Below are 16,166 nucleotides of genomic sequence, written 5' to 3' on the forward strand. Positions count from 1 at the left end.
TTTTTTTAATCTTTTCGATTATTAATTCATGATTTTTCCAATCACATTATCATAGAGATTTTTAGCCGATTGACAAGTAATTACGTTTTCACCGTCTATAACAAAGCTTCCATTGTTTACTTCTCCTAAAAGAGTGAAACCAATATTATTGCTTCGTAATAACTTTTCAATTGAATCCTTTTGCGAATTGTTTGCTGAAATTACTACTCTACTTTGTGCCTCTCCGAATAAAAAGGCATCTGTTCTTAACTTGCCATCAGTCTTGATATTAAAACCTAATCCATTAGGGAAAGATGATTCAGCCAATGTAATGAAAAGTCCGCCGTCTGAAATATCATGTACAGATTGAACTAATTTATTCTGAATTAATTCCTTGATAGATGATTGTATATTAAACTCAGTATCTAAATCAAAATCAGGGGCAGGTGATGCTTTTACATCACGGTAAGAATATAAATATTCTGAAGAAGCAATATCATTTTTTGATTCGCCAATCAAGTAAATTAAATCTCCGGCATTTTTGAAATTTAAAGTCATGTGGTTTTCAATATTTTCCATTAAACCCAACATACCAATGGTAGGAGTGGGGAATACAGGGCCATCGTCTGAACTTTGGTTATAAAAACTTACATTACCACCAGTTACCGGAGTACTAAATTTTATACAAGCTTTGCTCATTCCTTTAACTGCACCGACGAATTGCCAGTAAACTTCTGGATTATACGGGTTACCAAAGTTGAGGTTATTAGTAATAGCTAAGGGTTCACCACCTGTACAAACAATATTTCGAGCTGCTTCAGATACCGCAATTTGGCAACCAATTTCAGGATCCGCATTTACATATCTTCCGTTGCAATCAACAGTAATCACAATTGCTTTGTCTAAATTGCCTTTTTCTGGATTTCGTAATCTTACTACTGCTGCATCAGATGGGCGATTTGTACTTCTATTAGCTGTGCCGACTGTAGAATCGTATTGTTCTGTTATCCATTTACGAGAACATATATTTGGGTGAGACAATAAATGTTCAGCTACTTTTTTCAATTCTGCTTGTCCTGCAATATCGGCTATCTCATTAATATTGAATTTTTTAAATTCCTGATAATAAGCTGGCTCACGATATTCACGATGATATTGAGGAGCTCCGCCACCTAAAACCAAATCTTCTGCAGGAACGTCAGCAATTAAGTTACCGTGTTGATAAAAATGTAACCTTTGAGTATCTGTTACCTCACCAATCTGAGCACAATGCAAATCCCATTTATCAAATATATTTTTGATTAAATCTTCTTTACCCTTTTCTACCACCACCAACATTCTTTCCTGCGATTCTGAGAGCAAAATCTCCCAGCCGTGCATATTTGCCTGGCGAGTGGGTACCTTATCTAAATCAATGACCATACCGTGTTCTCCTTTGGCACTCATTTCAGAAGTTGAACAGATAATGCCGGCGGCTCCCATATCCTGAATACCAATTACATAACCGGTGTTAATAATTTCTAAAGTTGCTTCTAATAGAAGTTTTTCCATAAAAGGATCTCCTACCTGAACAGCCGGAAGTTTTTCGGTTGATTTATCCGTAATGTCTTCAGAAGCAAAGGTTGCTCCGTGAATCCCATCTTTGCCTGTTGCTGATCCGACAATAAATACTGGATTTCCTACCCCATAAGAAGTAGCAGATGCTTGTTTTCCTACTTCTACAATGCCTGCTGAAAAAGCATTAACCAATGGATTCGTATTATAGCAATCATCAAAATAGATTTCTCCACCTACTGTAGGAATTCCAAAAGCATTGCCATAGTCGCCGATTCCTTTTACTACGCCTTTTAATAATCGTTGTGTCTTTGGTAAATTAATATTCCCAAAGCGAAGCGAATTAAGTTGGGCTATTGGGCGGGCACCCATTGTGAAAATATCACGGTTGATTCCGCCAACTCCTGTGGCTGCTCCCTGGTAAGGCTCAAGTGCAGATGGGTGATTATGTGATTCTATCTTAAAGCTACATGCCAGACCATCTCCAATATCAACCAAACCTGCATTTTCCTCACCAGCCTTTGCGAGCATTCTGTCAGAATCTCGTGGTAAAGTTTTGAGCCATACAATAGAATTTTTGTATGAGCAATGTTCCGACCACATAACTGAAAAAATGGATAGTTCAGTGAAGTTGGGAGTTCGTCCTAAGATTTGTTTGATTTTGTCAAATTCTTCGGGCAATAAGCCAAGTTTTTTGGCTGTTTCGAAAGTAGGAAGTTGTTCGATTGTTTCCACAAAAAGAAGTATTCGTAAAATTTTCACAAATTTACGGTTTTTCGAGGGCTTCTGAAAGGAAAAAAAAACTAAAAATTATTTAACGTAGGGTTGACATTAATTAACGAAAGCCGTATCTTTGCAAAACATTTCAGGGACATAGAGAGATGGCAGAGTGGTCGATTGCGGCGGTCTTGAAAACCGTTGACTGTTAAAGGTCCGGGGGTTCGAATCCCTCTCTCTCTGCAAAAGCCGAATCATTTGATTCGGCTTTTTTTTGTTGTATATTGTGTTAGAGTTTTAAGAAAGCATTTAAAAAACGAAAACCATGTGGAAAGAAGAAGATAAAAAATTGAGTCGAACATTCAAATTTAAGGATTTTTCAGAAGCTTTTGCTTTTATGACCCGTGTCGCATTGTTAGCTGAATGTCATGGCCATCACCCCGACTGGTCGAATACTTATAATAGGGTACATATTGATTTGTCAACACATGATTCTGGTAATAAGGTTACAGATAAAGATTGGGATCTGGCTAAAGCTATTGATAAATTGATTTAGCAGCGAGTTTTATAGCATTTGTATTGAATTTTAAAATATTGATAATCAGGTGTTTATAGTGACAAATGTTGCTCAAATTATACTAAATCCTAAAGAAGTGGATTTTTTTATACGAAACTATGTGAAAACGCTATTCATGTAGTTAATTATTATGGCTGAGAATTGAATATTTATCTTTTGTTCGATACTTAGTACGTTATACTTAATTCTCAGGCATGATAAATCCCGGATAAGTGTATAATAAAATCTGAAAACCCTGCATTTTGTCTATTCTTTTACTTAAATAAAAAACGAAGATGTCTGACCAATTTAAAAAAGCTATAAGTCTTTATAGCTTAACCATGATTGCTATTGGGTCAAGTATTGGGTCTGGTATTTTTAAAGTTCCATCGGAAATTGCCGGATATTTAAGATCAGAAGGACTTATGCTTTCTGTTTGGGTAATAGGGGCGGTTATTGCTATATGCGGGGCAATTACTTTTGCTAACATTTCGGCGAAATTCTCTAAAGTTGGTGGTTTTTATGTATTTATTAAGGAAGCTTTCGGTGACTTGCCTGCATTTCTATATGGTTGGTCGATGTTTTGGGTAATTAACACCGGCTCGTTGGCAGCTTTAAGCTTAGTTTTTACTTCTTATTTAAGCGTATTTATTGATATTTCGGAGAGAATGCAAATAGTAATAGCAATTCTTACAATTTTAGTGCTCACAATCATGAATATTGTAGGTGTGAAATTGGGGAGTATATTTGCCAGTATATTTACGAGTGCCAAGCTTTTAGGGATTTTTATTGTGGTAATTATTGGAATTGTCTTTGGAGTAAACCAGGATATTCATATTAGTAACTTCGATTTTCATGCAAATACGAATAATTTGTCTTTTATTTCAGCTTTTGGACTTGCATTGATAGGCGTTTCTTTCTCTTATGGGGGTTATCAGCATGCTACATTTGTTGCAGGAGAGGTTAATGATGCTTCCAGAATAGTTCCAAAAGCTATGATTATAGGAATTTTGGTTGTATGTCTGGCATATGTAATGATCAATATAGCATATTTAAGGCTTTTACCGATTAATGGTATTGCTATTTCAAATAGCGTAGCTTCTGAAGCAATTAGTACTGTATGGTCTGTTGGTGGAAAATTCATCTCTTTTTTGATTATATTATCTGTATTAGGTACGATTGGTATTTATATTCTGACAGCACCTCGTATTTATTTTGCGATGGCCGATGATAAATTGTTTTTCAAAAAGTTTGCAGAGATACATCTTAAATACAAAACGCCTTTCTGGGCCATCATTTTTCAATCTTTATGGACTATTTTTTTATTGATTTTCTGGAAAACGTTCTCAAATCTGATAACTTATGTAGTTTTTGTTGATACCGTCTTTTTTTTCTTGACTGCATTAACTTATTTTTGGCTATTGAAAGAAAAAACTACTATAGGAATTATAAGTGCTATTGTTTTTATGACTATGTGTGCTTTTATTGTAGGTAATACTTTAATCGAAAAGCCGCAACAAGCCGGGGCGGGTCTGCTTTTTTTAGGGGTTGGATGTGTATTTTATTGGTTCTTTAGAAAAAAACATAATATTAATTAATTCTTCACTTTTCAGGCTAAACAGGGAATAACCATTTTATGAACGATTCTTATATTATTAATCAGCTTGCAGAAAACCGCGAGCAATATTTCAATGCTGTTGCACCGCCAATTATTCAAACAAGTAATTTCGCTTTTCCTACGGTAGATGAATTTGCTCATGCAATTACTCATGAAAAAGATCAACATATATATTCGAGAGGGAATAATCCCACTTTAAATATACTATGCCAAAAAATGGCTGCATTGGAAGGTGCAGAAGATTGTTTAATGGTCGGAAGCGGAGCAGCCGCTTTTACAAATGCAATTATGTCTCAAGTAGGTACGGGAGACCATATTGTGTCTGTTAAAAATGTGTATAATTGGTGTACGCGCTTAATGGTTAATATATTGCCGCGATTCGGGATTTCTACAACTTTTATAGACGGCACAGATATTGATAATTTTATTAATGCAATTACCAGTAAAACACGTTTAATTTATTTAGAATCTCCAATCTCGTGGACCTTTGAAGTTCAGGATTTAGAAAAAATAGCCGAATTAGCCAGAAAAAAAGGAATAACCACCATTATAGACAATAGTTATTGTACGGCTCTTTGCCAGAAGCCTATTGATTTTGGTATAGACATGGTAATTTATTCGGCCACTAAATATTATAGTGGACATAGTGATGTAGTGGCAGGCGCTATATGTGGATCCAAAGAAAAAATGACTCAAATATTCTACAATGAATACATGACATTTGGAAATATTTTGTCACCACAAAATGCCTGGCTTATGTTACGCAGTCTTCGAACTCTGCCTATCAGGCTCAGACAGTCTTCAGAAAGTACGATAAAAATACTTGACTTCCTTAGAAAATCGCCGAAAATAGACAAAATATGGTATCCTTTTGAAGAAAGCAATCCTCAAATTGACCTTGTCAATAAGCAAATGAAAATGCCAATGGGAATGTTTACAGTGTCTCTCAAAACCAAAAACATAGCATCAATAAAAAAATTCTGTGAATCTTTACAGAGTTTTCTTATTGCAGTTTCCTGGGGAGGACACGAATCTCTAATAATGCCTAAATGTGCATTTGTTAGCGAGACAGACCCACAAGCAAGTATGATCCGATTTTATATCGGCTTAGAAGAGGCTGACTATATTATTGAAGACCTGGAGAAAAATCTGTTTTTATTATGAATTGGGATTCATCTCATTGTCCGAAAAGCAAAAGCACCATTATCAAATACACATTTTGTGTATTCTAACAAAAGTAATCTGTATTTAACAGGATATTACCAGGCGTAAACTGAACGAGGACGAGATTGTAAGCGAGCCAAATATCCTTTTGGCGCATATAATTCTTTTTCTTCATTCATACGGGTCATTAAAAGACCTCCAAAGGCGAGTGATGCGATAGTAAGTAGTAACATAGTTTTAAGCACGTTTAATGGGTACAATTTTCTAAAATTCCTTGCAATAAAGCAATAGCTAAAAAAAATATTGGTCATTAATTGGATTTTTTTATCCTAAAATATGACAGTTTTATGGTAATTTTAGCTAAAAAAAAGCACAAACATTCAAAAATTGTATTAAAAATAGGTCTTTTAAGTTGTGATACAGATTTTTGAATTAAATCAGGAAAATAAAATTAATAGGAATAAACGTTACGGGGACGAGTCTGTAAACTCATCAGGTAACCTTTGGGAGCATAAAGCTCATTTGTTGCACGTACTTTGGTCATCATCAGACCACCTACGGCGAGGGCAATGGCTGCTAATAACATGGCTTATAAGGTTTATTGGTTCGTCAAAACTATATATTTAATTTTGTTTTGTCAAGTATTTTCAGAAATTTTTGAAAATAATATAACAAATGAATGCCAGTTTTTTATTAAGCGGTTTTTTTTTGATAGAAAAACCTCATTAAGGTGCTTTTAATTCAGTGTAATCTTCCAGTTGAGCGATGAAATTTGTACTTTTGTTGAAAAAATTATAGTGAAGCTTATTCTTGTACCAACACCAATCGGCAATTTGGAAGATATTACATTAAGAGCAATTAATGTAATGAAAGGGGCTGATTTGATATTATCTGAAGACACTCGTAATACAGGCTTTCTTCTTAAGCATCTCAATATCTCTAAGCCATTGCAAAGCCATCATGCATTCAATGAACATCAAACGGTAGGAAAGGTCATAGAAAGGCTAAAAAAGGGCGAAAAAATTATACTTGTATCAGATGCCGGAACACCTGCAATCTCTGATCCCGGTTTTTTATTGGTGAGAGAATGTATCAGGAATGGAATAGAAGTAGAATGTTTACCTGGCCCAACTGCATTTGTGCCAGCATTGGTTAATTCTGGGTTACCAGCTGACAGATTTACTTTTGAAGGCTTTCTTCCGGTAAAGAAAGGCCGGCAAACGAGATTAAAATCTCTTATTGATGAAGAAAGAACCATGATTTTTTATGAATCTCCTTTCAGATTACTTAAAACTCTTGAGAATTTTGTAGAAACCTTTGGTGCTGACCGTCAGGCATGTGTATCAAGAGAAATTACGAAGATTTATGAAGAAAATGTTCGGGGCACTTTGTCTGAAATTATTGCTAATTTTGCCAGTCGAAGTATTAAAGGAGAGATAGTAATTATAGTACAAGGACGTGCTTAAATAAAAATACCCTAAAAGCCTGACTACGTGGAGTTTATTATATTTTAATTGTTTGCTTTTATATGTTTGAAAACCTTAAACACTATACGACTGAACAGCTTGTTATTATTTTTTCGACACCATTATATACATTTTTAATTCTTGGAGAAATAATATTAAGTAATGTTCAGGATCGACGATTTTACACCTTCAAAGATACCCTTACCAATGTCTACCTGATGTTACTTAATGGTGGAATTGATTTTTTATCAAGAGGAGTTACATGGGGGATATTGGCATGGGTGTTTCAGTATCGTTTCTTTGAAATACAAAACCCATTCTTATATTGGTTTGTACTCTTTGTTGCTGAAGATTTTGTTTTTTATGTCTTACACGTGGTTGACCATCATTCACGGTTTTTCTGGGCATCACACGTTACACATCATTCATCTGAACAGTTTAACCTGACAGTTGGCTTTCGGTCATCGGTATTTCAGCCCCTGTATAGATTTATTTACTTTATCCCTTTATCTTTGATGGGATTCAAAGCGACAGATATTGCAGTGATGTATTCAATAACTCAGATTTATGGTATTCTTGTACATACAAGCTATGTGCCAAAGTTTCGCAAAATGCCTTTAAAGTTGTTAGAATACGTAATTGTAACCCCTTCACAACATAGAGTTCATCATGCATCTAATATAGAGTATCTTGATAAGAATATGGGTATGTGCCTGACAATCTGGGATCGGATATTCGGTACTTTTCAAGAAGAAATTAATGATCTTCCTATTAAATATGGCTTGGTTTCTCCGCTCGAAAATAGAAATGCAGTGAATATTGTCTTCCACGAATGGGTGAAATTAGGTGCAGATTTAAAGAGGCCACTCGGCATTTTTACCAAGATTAAATATATATTTATGCCACCGGGTTGGTCGCATGATGGAAGCACAAAGACCAGTAAAGGGCTAAGAAATGAGCTGAAAAAGCAAAAGGAAGCCACAGAGAGTTTAACAGAACCAGTATAACATTAACCATTCAAAATATACATGAAATTACTTGAGAATAAAGTTGCCTTGGTAACTGGCGCTTCACGTGGGATTGGGAGAGAAATCGCTAAAAAGTTTGCGGAACAGGGTGCAAGTATCGCATTTACTTATCTATCAAGCGTAGAAAAAGGACAGGCATTAGAGACGGAATTAGCCGCTTATGGCATAAAAGCTAAGGGGTATCGCTCCGACGCGTCTGATTATGCGGCTGCCGAACAATTAATTACAGATGTAGTAAGCGATTTCGGAACATTGGATGTTCTGGTAAATAATGCCGGAATCACCCGTGATACCTTGTTGATGCGTATGTCAGAAGAGCAATGGGACGAGGTAATGAGAGTCAACCTTAAATCTGTTTTTAATCTAACTAAGGCCGCAACAAAGCCTATGATGCGTGCCAAACAGGGTTCAATTATCAATATCACTTCTGTAGTGGGGTTAATGGGTAATGCAGGACAGGCTAACTATTCTGCTTCAAAAGCAGGTATCATCGGTTTTACAAAGTCTGTTGCTAAAGAATTAGGCTCAAGGAATATTCGTTCTAATGCGATTGCGCCTGGATTTATTGAAACAGAAATGACTGGAGAGTTGAACGAGAAGGCATTGGAAGACTGGTTGAAGAACATACCATTGAAACGTGCAGGACAAGGTGATGAAGTGGCAAATGCTTGTGTGTTCCTGGGGTCAGATATGTCAAAATATATTACAGGTCAGGTTTTACAAGTTGATGGTGGTATGTTGATGTAAGTTCAGCGTGCGTATATTTATTATACAAAGTGATAGTTTCTATCGTCAAGGGAGATTAATGATTAGCCTTGACGATATTTTTTTGTATCTTGGCAAAATATTTGTTCACTTAAGGTGTTGTTTTTATAGTACTATTTTTTAATAAAACTTCCCCGTTAGGAAACGGGCTCAAGGGTTTATGAAATCCGAACTAATCTTTCAATCTTCACCATGGTTCATTATACTTTGCTTACTTGCCGGAGCACTTTATGCGGTTGTATTATACCAGAAAAAGGCTAATTTTTCGGTCTCTCAAAACAGACTCTTAGCTGTTATAAGAGGCGTATTAGTGGCATTTTTAGCTTTTTTGTTGATAAACCCTTTACTAAGAAGCAATAAATCTACTATTGAAAAGCCAACTGTTGTTTTTGCGATTGATAATTCTACTTCGATGACACAAGTAGGCCAGGAAAAACTAACACAGCTAAAAGAAGATTTACAAAAACTGAAAGATGATATTGAGTCAAAAGGAGTGAGTGTGGAAATTAAGACCCTCGAGGAAAAGGAAGATAATAAAGATATTAGTGGTGTGAAATTCGCTCAAAAAACTACTGATTTATCGGGTTTATTGGCTAATCTGAAAAATAATTATGAGGGAAGGAATCTTACTGATGTCATTCTTGTATCTGATGGAATTGCCAATTCAGGTATTTCGCCTACTTACGGGAGATATAACTTTAATATTCATTCTATAGGTTTAGGTGATACTACCCAAAAGAAAGATGTTAAACTAAATGCGGTTTATACCAACAGGATAGCATATTTAAGTAATAAGTTCCCTATACAGGCCGAAATCTCAAGTTATGGATACCAAGGTAAATCCACTACTGTTTTATTGAAACAAGGAGGTAAGATATTGGATAAACAAATTGTTAACTTTGATAAAGCAACTGATCTAAAGCAAATAACTTTTTATTCAGCTGCCGAACAGAAGGGAATGCAACGCTATACAATTGAGGTTGCTCTGAGTAACGGCGAGTTTTCGACAAGAAATAATTCAAGAGATGTTTATATAGATGTTGTAGATGGTAAAGAAAAGATTTTATTAGTAGCTCTTGCACCACACCCTGATATTAAAGCAATCAAAGCTATTATCGAAAAAAATGAATTATATGAACTTACTGTAAAAGTAATCCAAAGCGATAATATCGGTGAAATAGGGAGTCAACCATTTGATGCCCTAATTTTACATCAATTACCTGATTTGTATGGTTCAGGTGGAGGTCTGGTAACTCGCTTATTGGCTCAGCAGAAACCTACGTTATTTGTTTTAGGGAATCAGTCTAACATAGCCAGTTTCAATGGTATGCAGCAAACGCTTAGTATCATTTCGCAGTCGGGTAGAGCGGATAAGGTAACTGCTAAATTTAATAGTAGCTTTAATTTATTTAATCTGGATGGAGAGAAGTTAGGTATTCTGGAGAAATTACCTCCATTATTATCACCTTTTGGTGAATACAGACCCTCTACAGGAAGTGAAATAATCCTTTATCAAAGAGTGGGTTCATTAGTCACGCCTAAGCCACTTTTAATAGCTAATACGACCAATGCCCGCAAATCAGCTGTTTTAGCAGGTGAAGGTATCTGGCAATGGCGTTTAGAAGAATTTGCTTTAACTGATAAGCAAGAGGTAGTAGATGAAATTTTCATGAAAACTTTACAACTCATTTCAGTTAAGGATGATAAACGTAAATTAAGAGTTTATCCTATATCACCTGAGTTTTCTATTGATGATAAGGTGATATTCGAGAATGAGGCTTACAATGATATTTATGAACGAATCTATAACCAGAATATCAAATTAGAAATCACAGACGAAAAAGGAACCACCAAGAGCTATAACTATACAATTAGTCAGGAAAACACACGCTTTGAAATAACCGGTTTAGGAGAGGGCGTGTATCGCTATAAAGCCTCAACACAAGTATTGGGCAAAAGTGAGTCTGTAGATGGGCAGTTCATCGTTCGGAATGCCGATTTAGAAGGTCTCACCAATACTGCAGATTTCAATATGTTGAGAACCCTGGCTCAGCAAAACAACGGAAAATTTTTTATTGCCAGCCAGTTGGAGAAATTGAAAGAACACTTCTCAACCAACCGAAGCCCAGACAAAGTGACGAGCATTGAAGAGATGAATGAGTTCATAAATCTGAAGTGGATTTTCTTTGTTTTGCTATTTTTAGCTTCAATTGAGTGGGTAACCAGAAAATATCTGGGAAGCTATTAATTACGGCATTTTTCTTGATTTTTATATTTCGCAATAAAAAGATTTTTTAATAGAATTGCGAATATTTGACTTGGTTTTGTGACTAAACGGTGACATTTTGCCATGTTTTTCAGCAGAATCAGGCCATTTTGTATTTTATTAATATAAAAGGTTCTTAATTTATTGTACTTTTTCTTGTAAAACTATCCTTTTAAAATCTCCTTTCTGGTTTCCTTCTCGTGATTGTCCAATTAATAGGTGCCCTTGAACTCTGGCATATTTTACTTTTTTGAAAGAAAAGACGGAGAAGGATTTTCGGAATACTATTGAATAGCATCAACTACTTGATTATATCAGGTTTTATTTAAGATAAAATTTAAAAGCGAAGCTTTTTGTAAAATTTTCTCAAATCAATAAAATCCTTTTTTCTGACTAATTTATTTTTTCTTAATTTTAAACTGTCATCTAATTATGAGATTTCGCAGAATATTTTTTGTATATTTAATAGAAAGCATAATTACAAAGAATAGTATTTTTCTTAGAAAAGAATTAAGTGGCGACAGTAAACTATGAAATTAATTTAGTCTTTGGGCTGTTATAGAACTTGTCCATTTTAAAAGGACATGTACAATTTTATTTAATAAATTATAAATCATGAATATTGGAGATAAGGTAAGACTCATACACTCTAAAGAAGAAGGAATTATTACGCGATTTTTAAAAGATAATGTAGTTGAGGTTGAGATTGAAGCAGGATTTAAATTGCCTGTATTAAGAAGAGAGCTGGCAGTCGTTTCAACAAATGAGAAACAATTCTTTAAACCTGTTCAGCCTGCATCAAATACGGAGATAGCTAAACAGAAGGAATTCAAGCCAACTATCAAAGCCGACAAAGGAATTTTTCTGGCGTTCTTACCAATAAACGATAAGAGTGTGGCTATATATCTTGTCAATAACTCCGATTGGCATTTGCCTTTTTCATTGACTTTGAATAATGGTAGAATACACGTCGGACTATTAGGTGGGGTACTCAGAGGAAAAAGCACACAAAAATCAAATCTGGAATTAGATATTAAGGAAATGGAAGAATGGGGAAGTTTTTCTTTTCAGGCACTTTACTATACTGATGGTCCTTTCGATGAGCGTATATCATTGTCTAAAAAAATGAGAGTCCGCACAAGTAGCTGGGTTGATCATAAGAAAAAAGCACCTTTATTAGATAAAGAAGCTTATTTGTATCAATTAGATTCAGATGAAGTGGAGCAGGCTGTAGCAAAACCAAAAGAACAAGAGAAAAAGCTCGTAATAGATGTAAACAAGCTCAAAGAAGGCATGATGGAACAAAAGCAATCAGAAGTTTTACCAAAAAACTATGAGAAACCAACGCAACTGGTTGATTTGCATATTGAAGAGCTAACCAAAAACCATCGCCTGATGGGTAATGCAGAAATGCTCGAACTACAAATCAATACATTTATGAATAAATTTGAGCAAGCCATAGCAAGCGGTATGGATGAAATAACATTTATACATGGTGTGGGTAATGGCGTTTTAAGACAAGAAATTCAGAAAAGACTATCCGGTCATAAAAACGTAGCCTGGTTTGAAGATGCGCAGAAAGAGAAATTCGGATACGGTGCTACCAGAGTTAAGATTAAATAATTGTTCAGAACCTAAAACCAATATTTTTTTTCTGCTTTGTGCGTTTTGCACAAGATTTCCAATTAACAATCATAATGAAAAAATTACCGATTTCTGTTTGTTTGATTATAATCTCAGTTCTTTGTCCACTTTTAAAAACTAACGCTCAAAAAGCGAACCCGGAGGCCCCGGAAGAAAGGTACTTGCAAGATACAGTTAAGGTGCAAAAGGTTTTTTCAAATATCAGTATCCCGTTTGATATCTCAATGAATGACATTGAGCGACAAATCAATGCCTCTATTACTGGTCTGATCTATGAAGACAATAGTTATACTGATGGAAATAATGATAACTTTAAATGTAAAGTCTGGAAAAAATCAAATATAATAATCACAGCAGCAACAAATGATGTTTTTGATTTTACGGTACCACTTAAAGTCTGGGCCGAACAGGGTTTTGGTGCATTTGGTATTATGAAATATGTTCCGGTAGAGTTCGAGATGAATTTAAAGTTTTCTACCAGATTTACTATCAGACAAGATTGGGCTGTTCAGACTTTTACTACTCCGAACGGGTATGAATGGATTACAAAACCCAAATTAAATATTGGTTTTAATGTACCTCTTGATTTTATAGTAGGGAAAATTATTGATAATAACCATACAAGATTCGCCAAGTCAATAGACGATGCAGTTGCAAAAAATCTGACAATAAAACCTTATGTGGTTCAGGCATGGAATGCAGCCTTACAACCTTATTTGGTTTCTGATGAGTACCGCACATGGGTAAGAATTACGCCTTTAGAAATTTTTATGACCCCTCTTGTTACTACCGGAAGAAACGTTAAATCAGTATTAGGTCTTAGGGCTTATACGGAAACTATTACAGGAGATAAACCTGTTTTGCCATTATCTGTCACGACAGTACCTAATTTGAAACTGGTATCAGCAATTCCGAATGAATTTCAAGTAGGGCTTATGAGTGAGGTGCCATATGCAGAGGCAGCAGTTGTGGCAAAAAAAATGTTCATTGGTAAAACTTATGATTTTAAAGACGGAAAGTATAAAATTGAAATCACAGGTTTGGATATTTATGGAAGCAATGAATTTCTTGTAATCAAGGCTGATGTTAAAGGAAATCTTAAGGGAACAATTTATATAAAGGGGATTCCTGTATATAATGCTTCAAAGAAAAGTATTGTATTAAGCAATACTCAATTCGATATAAAGACAAAGAATATTTTAGCTAAAGCAGCGGCATGGGTATTGGAGGGAAGAATGGTAAAGATGATAGAAGATGAGTATGGACTACCAGTTGACGAATTATTAAACTATGCTAAGCAGAATGTCGAAATGGCAATGAACACCGAGTACAGAAAAGGGGTAAAGCTAAGTGGAAAAATTGAGAGTGTTTCGCCAGATAAAGTTTATCTTACCCCTTCAAGTATGGTTGCAATAGTTTTAGCCAAAGGAAAAGTAGAATTAAAAGTTGACGGATTATAGGTGGGTAGTTTCGTATAAAAATTAAATGAAGATTATTTGGCGAAACTTTACTATGATACCATTTAGTCATATTTTATCATAGAATTTGTGATTAAGTGGGGTGAAAATCAATAATATTGCGCTATTAATATGTAACTATTATCTTTGTGTAAAGAAAAAGTAAGTCGTCTTATCGCTACTTTGAGGGGTAACCCGATGAAGTTGAGGAAAGTCCGAACAGTGCAGAGCATCATGCTACCTAACGGGTAGGGGATAATCGAGCGATTGATTATCTACAGCCAGTGCCACAGAAAATATACCGCCTTCGGGTAAGGGTGAAAAGGTAGGGTAAGAGCCTACCGCTTGTTTGGTAACAAACGAGGCATGGTAAACCTCATGAACTGAAAGACCAAATAAACCGACGAAAGCAATCTCCGGATTGTTTAAAAGGCTGCTCGTCTGAGTCGGAGGGTAGGTTGATAGAAATAATAGGTGACTATTATTCCAGATAAATGATAAGACTTTAATACTTATTCTCGGGATAATTATTAAAGACAGAATTCGGCTTACAGGCTTACTTCTTCTTTACTTTATATAGCATATATACGGAAAAATATATCCTAAATAGGTAATCTACTAAAAAAACCTTATAAAACTTTGATTTTATAAGGTTTTTTTTTACTTTTGCAGTCCCAAAAATGCGGAAAGGGGACGGGCTCCCCATTAAAAAACAAAAAAAATGGCAGTTAAAATCAGATTAGCAAAAAGAGGACGTAAGAAAGCACCATTATACGATATCGTGGTAGCTGACGCTCGCTCGCCACGTGATGGTAAGTTTATTGAGAAATTGGGTCAGTATAATCCTCAATCTACCCCAGCTGGTATTACATTAAAAGATGACAGAGCTTTGTATTGGTTAATGGTTGGTGCAGAACCGACAGATACTACGCGCAAAATTTTGTCAGTAAAAGGTATAATGTTTAAAAAACATTTACAAGTAGGTGTTGATAAAGGTGCGATTACTCAAGAAGTAGCTGATTCGCGTTTTGAAGCCTGGGCGAAAGACAAACAAGAAAAACGTGAGTCAAGAATCGCTAAATTAACACAAGGTAAAGATGCGGTCAAACAAGCAGCCTTAGACGCAGAACGCAAAAAACGTGCTGATATGGAAGCTGCCAAACAAAAAGCGCAAGCAGAAGCGGAAGCAGCTGCTAAAGCAGAAGAAACAACTGAAGAAACTTCGGCAGCTGAAACTACTGAAGAATCGACAGAAGCATAATTCAGATAGATTTCTAAATGAAATGATAGAAAATCCTCGCCCAAAAGCGAGGATTTTTATATTAAACTCAATAATAATATGACCAGGGATGATTGCTATTTATTAGGAAAAATAACAAAGACACATGGCCTTAAAGGAGAACTGGCTATCTGGCTTGATGTTGATTATCCGGAAGATTACGAAGAGTTAGATTCTGTTTTATTGGAGATTAAAGGAGAATTAGTGCCACATTTTGTAGAAGAAATCCAGATCAGACCTAACAAATCAATTATTAAGTTTGAAGATATAGATACTATTGAAGAAGCCCAGAAGATTGTGAACTGCGATATTTATCTTCCAGAAGATAATTTACCTGAACTGGAAGAAGATGATCAGTTTTATTATCACGAAATTATTGGCTTTGTTATAATAGATGAAGTAAAAGGAAAATTAGGAAAAGTACTGGCTGTGTACACTTCAGACAGACAGGACCTCATTGCGATGCAATATGAGGGTAAGGAGGTCTTGATTCCGATTGATGATGATATTGTAAAGACTGTAGACAGAAAGAAAAAAGAATTGTACACCAATCTGCCAGAAGGTTTGTTAGAAGTTTATTTAGATGATAATGCTACACAAGAACCTGACGATGATGACCTTGAAGAACATCAATAATCAAAATGGAAATTCAGAATAAAGAAAATTCAAATCA

At 35.2% G+C, this 16,166-nt stretch carries 13 protein-coding genes, 1 tRNA gene and 1 other RNA gene; 13 read left to right on the forward strand and 2 right to left on the reverse strand.

Annotated features, from left to right (window positions below):
- Positions 1 to 21 precede the first annotated feature (21 nt).
- On the reverse strand, positions 22 to 2,268 hold the full coding sequence (gene purL / locus H1R81_RS23235) for a phosphoribosylformylglycinamidine synthase subunit PurL (protein WP_181843262.1): 2,247 nt from the start codon (positions 2,266 to 2,268) through the stop codon (positions 22 to 24).
- Between the two features lie 140 nt (positions 2,269 to 2,408).
- Here purL and H1R81_RS23240 point away from each other — a divergent pair.
- From H1R81_RS23240 to H1R81_RS23255, 4 genes are all read left to right on the forward strand, one after another.
- Positions 2,409 to 2,493 (forward strand) — tRNA-Ser (locus H1R81_RS23240).
- 82 nt (positions 2,494 to 2,575) lie between these two features.
- Positions 2,576 to 2,806 (forward strand): 4a-hydroxytetrahydrobiopterin dehydratase, encoded by a 231-nt coding sequence (locus tag H1R81_RS23245; protein WP_181843150.1) that lies wholly within the window; start codon positions 2,576 to 2,578, stop codon positions 2,804 to 2,806.
- Positions 2,807 to 3,102: 296 nt separating this feature from the next.
- The gene (locus H1R81_RS23250; protein WP_181843151.1) at positions 3,103 to 4,404 is read left to right on the forward strand and encodes an APC family permease; all 1,302 of its coding nucleotides are present in this window, start codon (positions 3,103 to 3,105) and stop codon (positions 4,402 to 4,404) included.
- 38 nt (positions 4,405 to 4,442) lie between these two features.
- A complete protein-coding gene (locus H1R81_RS23255) occupies positions 4,443 to 5,588 on the forward strand; it encodes a PLP-dependent aspartate aminotransferase family protein (RefSeq protein ID WP_181843152.1) in 1,146 nt (381 codons plus the stop codon).
- Between the two features lie 95 nt (positions 5,589 to 5,683).
- Here the strand turns inward: H1R81_RS23255 and H1R81_RS23260 are convergent, their stop codons facing one another.
- On the reverse strand, positions 5,684 to 5,821 hold the full coding sequence (locus H1R81_RS23260) for a hypothetical protein (RefSeq protein ID WP_165372089.1): 138 nt from the start codon (positions 5,819 to 5,821) through the stop codon (positions 5,684 to 5,686).
- 564 nt (positions 5,822 to 6,385) lie between these two features.
- Between H1R81_RS23260 and rsmI the strand changes: the two genes are divergently transcribed.
- The 9 genes from rsmI to rimM all read left to right on the forward strand — a co-directional run bounded on the left by rsmI (position 6,386) and on the right by rimM (position 16,129).
- Positions 6,386 to 7,054 (forward strand): 16S rRNA (cytidine(1402)-2'-O)-methyltransferase, encoded by a 669-nt coding sequence (gene rsmI, locus H1R81_RS23265; RefSeq protein ID WP_181843153.1) that lies wholly within the window; start codon positions 6,386 to 6,388, stop codon positions 7,052 to 7,054.
- 62 nt (positions 7,055 to 7,116) lie between these two features.
- Positions 7,117 to 8,061, forward strand: a complete 945-nt coding sequence (locus tag H1R81_RS23270) for a sterol desaturase family protein (RefSeq protein WP_181843154.1) — start codon at positions 7,117 to 7,119, stop codon at positions 8,059 to 8,061.
- Positions 8,062 to 8,082: 21 nt separating this feature from the next.
- A complete protein-coding gene (gene fabG, locus H1R81_RS23275) occupies positions 8,083 to 8,829 on the forward strand; it encodes a 3-oxoacyl-[acyl-carrier-protein] reductase (RefSeq protein ID WP_181843155.1) in 747 nt (248 codons plus the stop codon).
- Positions 8,830 to 9,007: 178 nt separating this feature from the next.
- Complete coding sequence (locus tag H1R81_RS23280) at positions 9,008 to 11,095, forward strand: VWA domain-containing protein (RefSeq protein ID WP_181843156.1); 2,088 nt, start codon at positions 9,008 to 9,010, stop codon at positions 11,093 to 11,095.
- A 633-nt stretch (positions 11,096 to 11,728) separates the two neighbouring features.
- Positions 11,729 to 12,736, forward strand: a complete 1,008-nt coding sequence (locus tag H1R81_RS23285) for a DUF2027 domain-containing protein (RefSeq protein ID WP_181843157.1) — start codon at positions 11,729 to 11,731, stop codon at positions 12,734 to 12,736.
- 74 nt (positions 12,737 to 12,810) lie between these two features.
- The gene (locus tag H1R81_RS23290; RefSeq protein ID WP_181843158.1) at positions 12,811 to 14,217 is read left to right on the forward strand and encodes a DUF4403 family protein; all 1,407 of its coding nucleotides are present in this window, start codon (positions 12,811 to 12,813) and stop codon (positions 14,215 to 14,217) included.
- 156 nt (positions 14,218 to 14,373) lie between these two features.
- Positions 14,374 to 14,781: RNase P RNA component class A (rnpB, locus tag H1R81_RS23295), an RNA gene on the forward strand.
- Positions 14,782 to 14,935: 154 nt separating this feature from the next.
- Positions 14,936 to 15,475 carry a 30S ribosomal protein S16 gene (locus H1R81_RS23300; protein WP_181843159.1) on the forward strand — a complete coding sequence of 180 codons (540 nt, stop codon included), beginning with the start codon at positions 14,936 to 14,938 and terminating at the stop codon, positions 15,473 to 15,475.
- Positions 15,476 to 15,553: 78 nt separating this feature from the next.
- On the forward strand, positions 15,554 to 16,129 hold the full coding sequence (gene rimM, locus H1R81_RS23305; protein WP_181843160.1) for a ribosome maturation factor RimM: 576 nt from the start codon (positions 15,554 to 15,556) through the stop codon (positions 16,127 to 16,129).
- Positions 16,130 to 16,166: the final 37 nt, after the last annotated feature.

It is taken from the genome of Emticicia sp. BO119, assembly GCF_013912375.1.
Taxonomy (GTDB): Bacteria; Bacteroidota; Bacteroidia; order Cytophagales; family Spirosomataceae; genus Emticicia.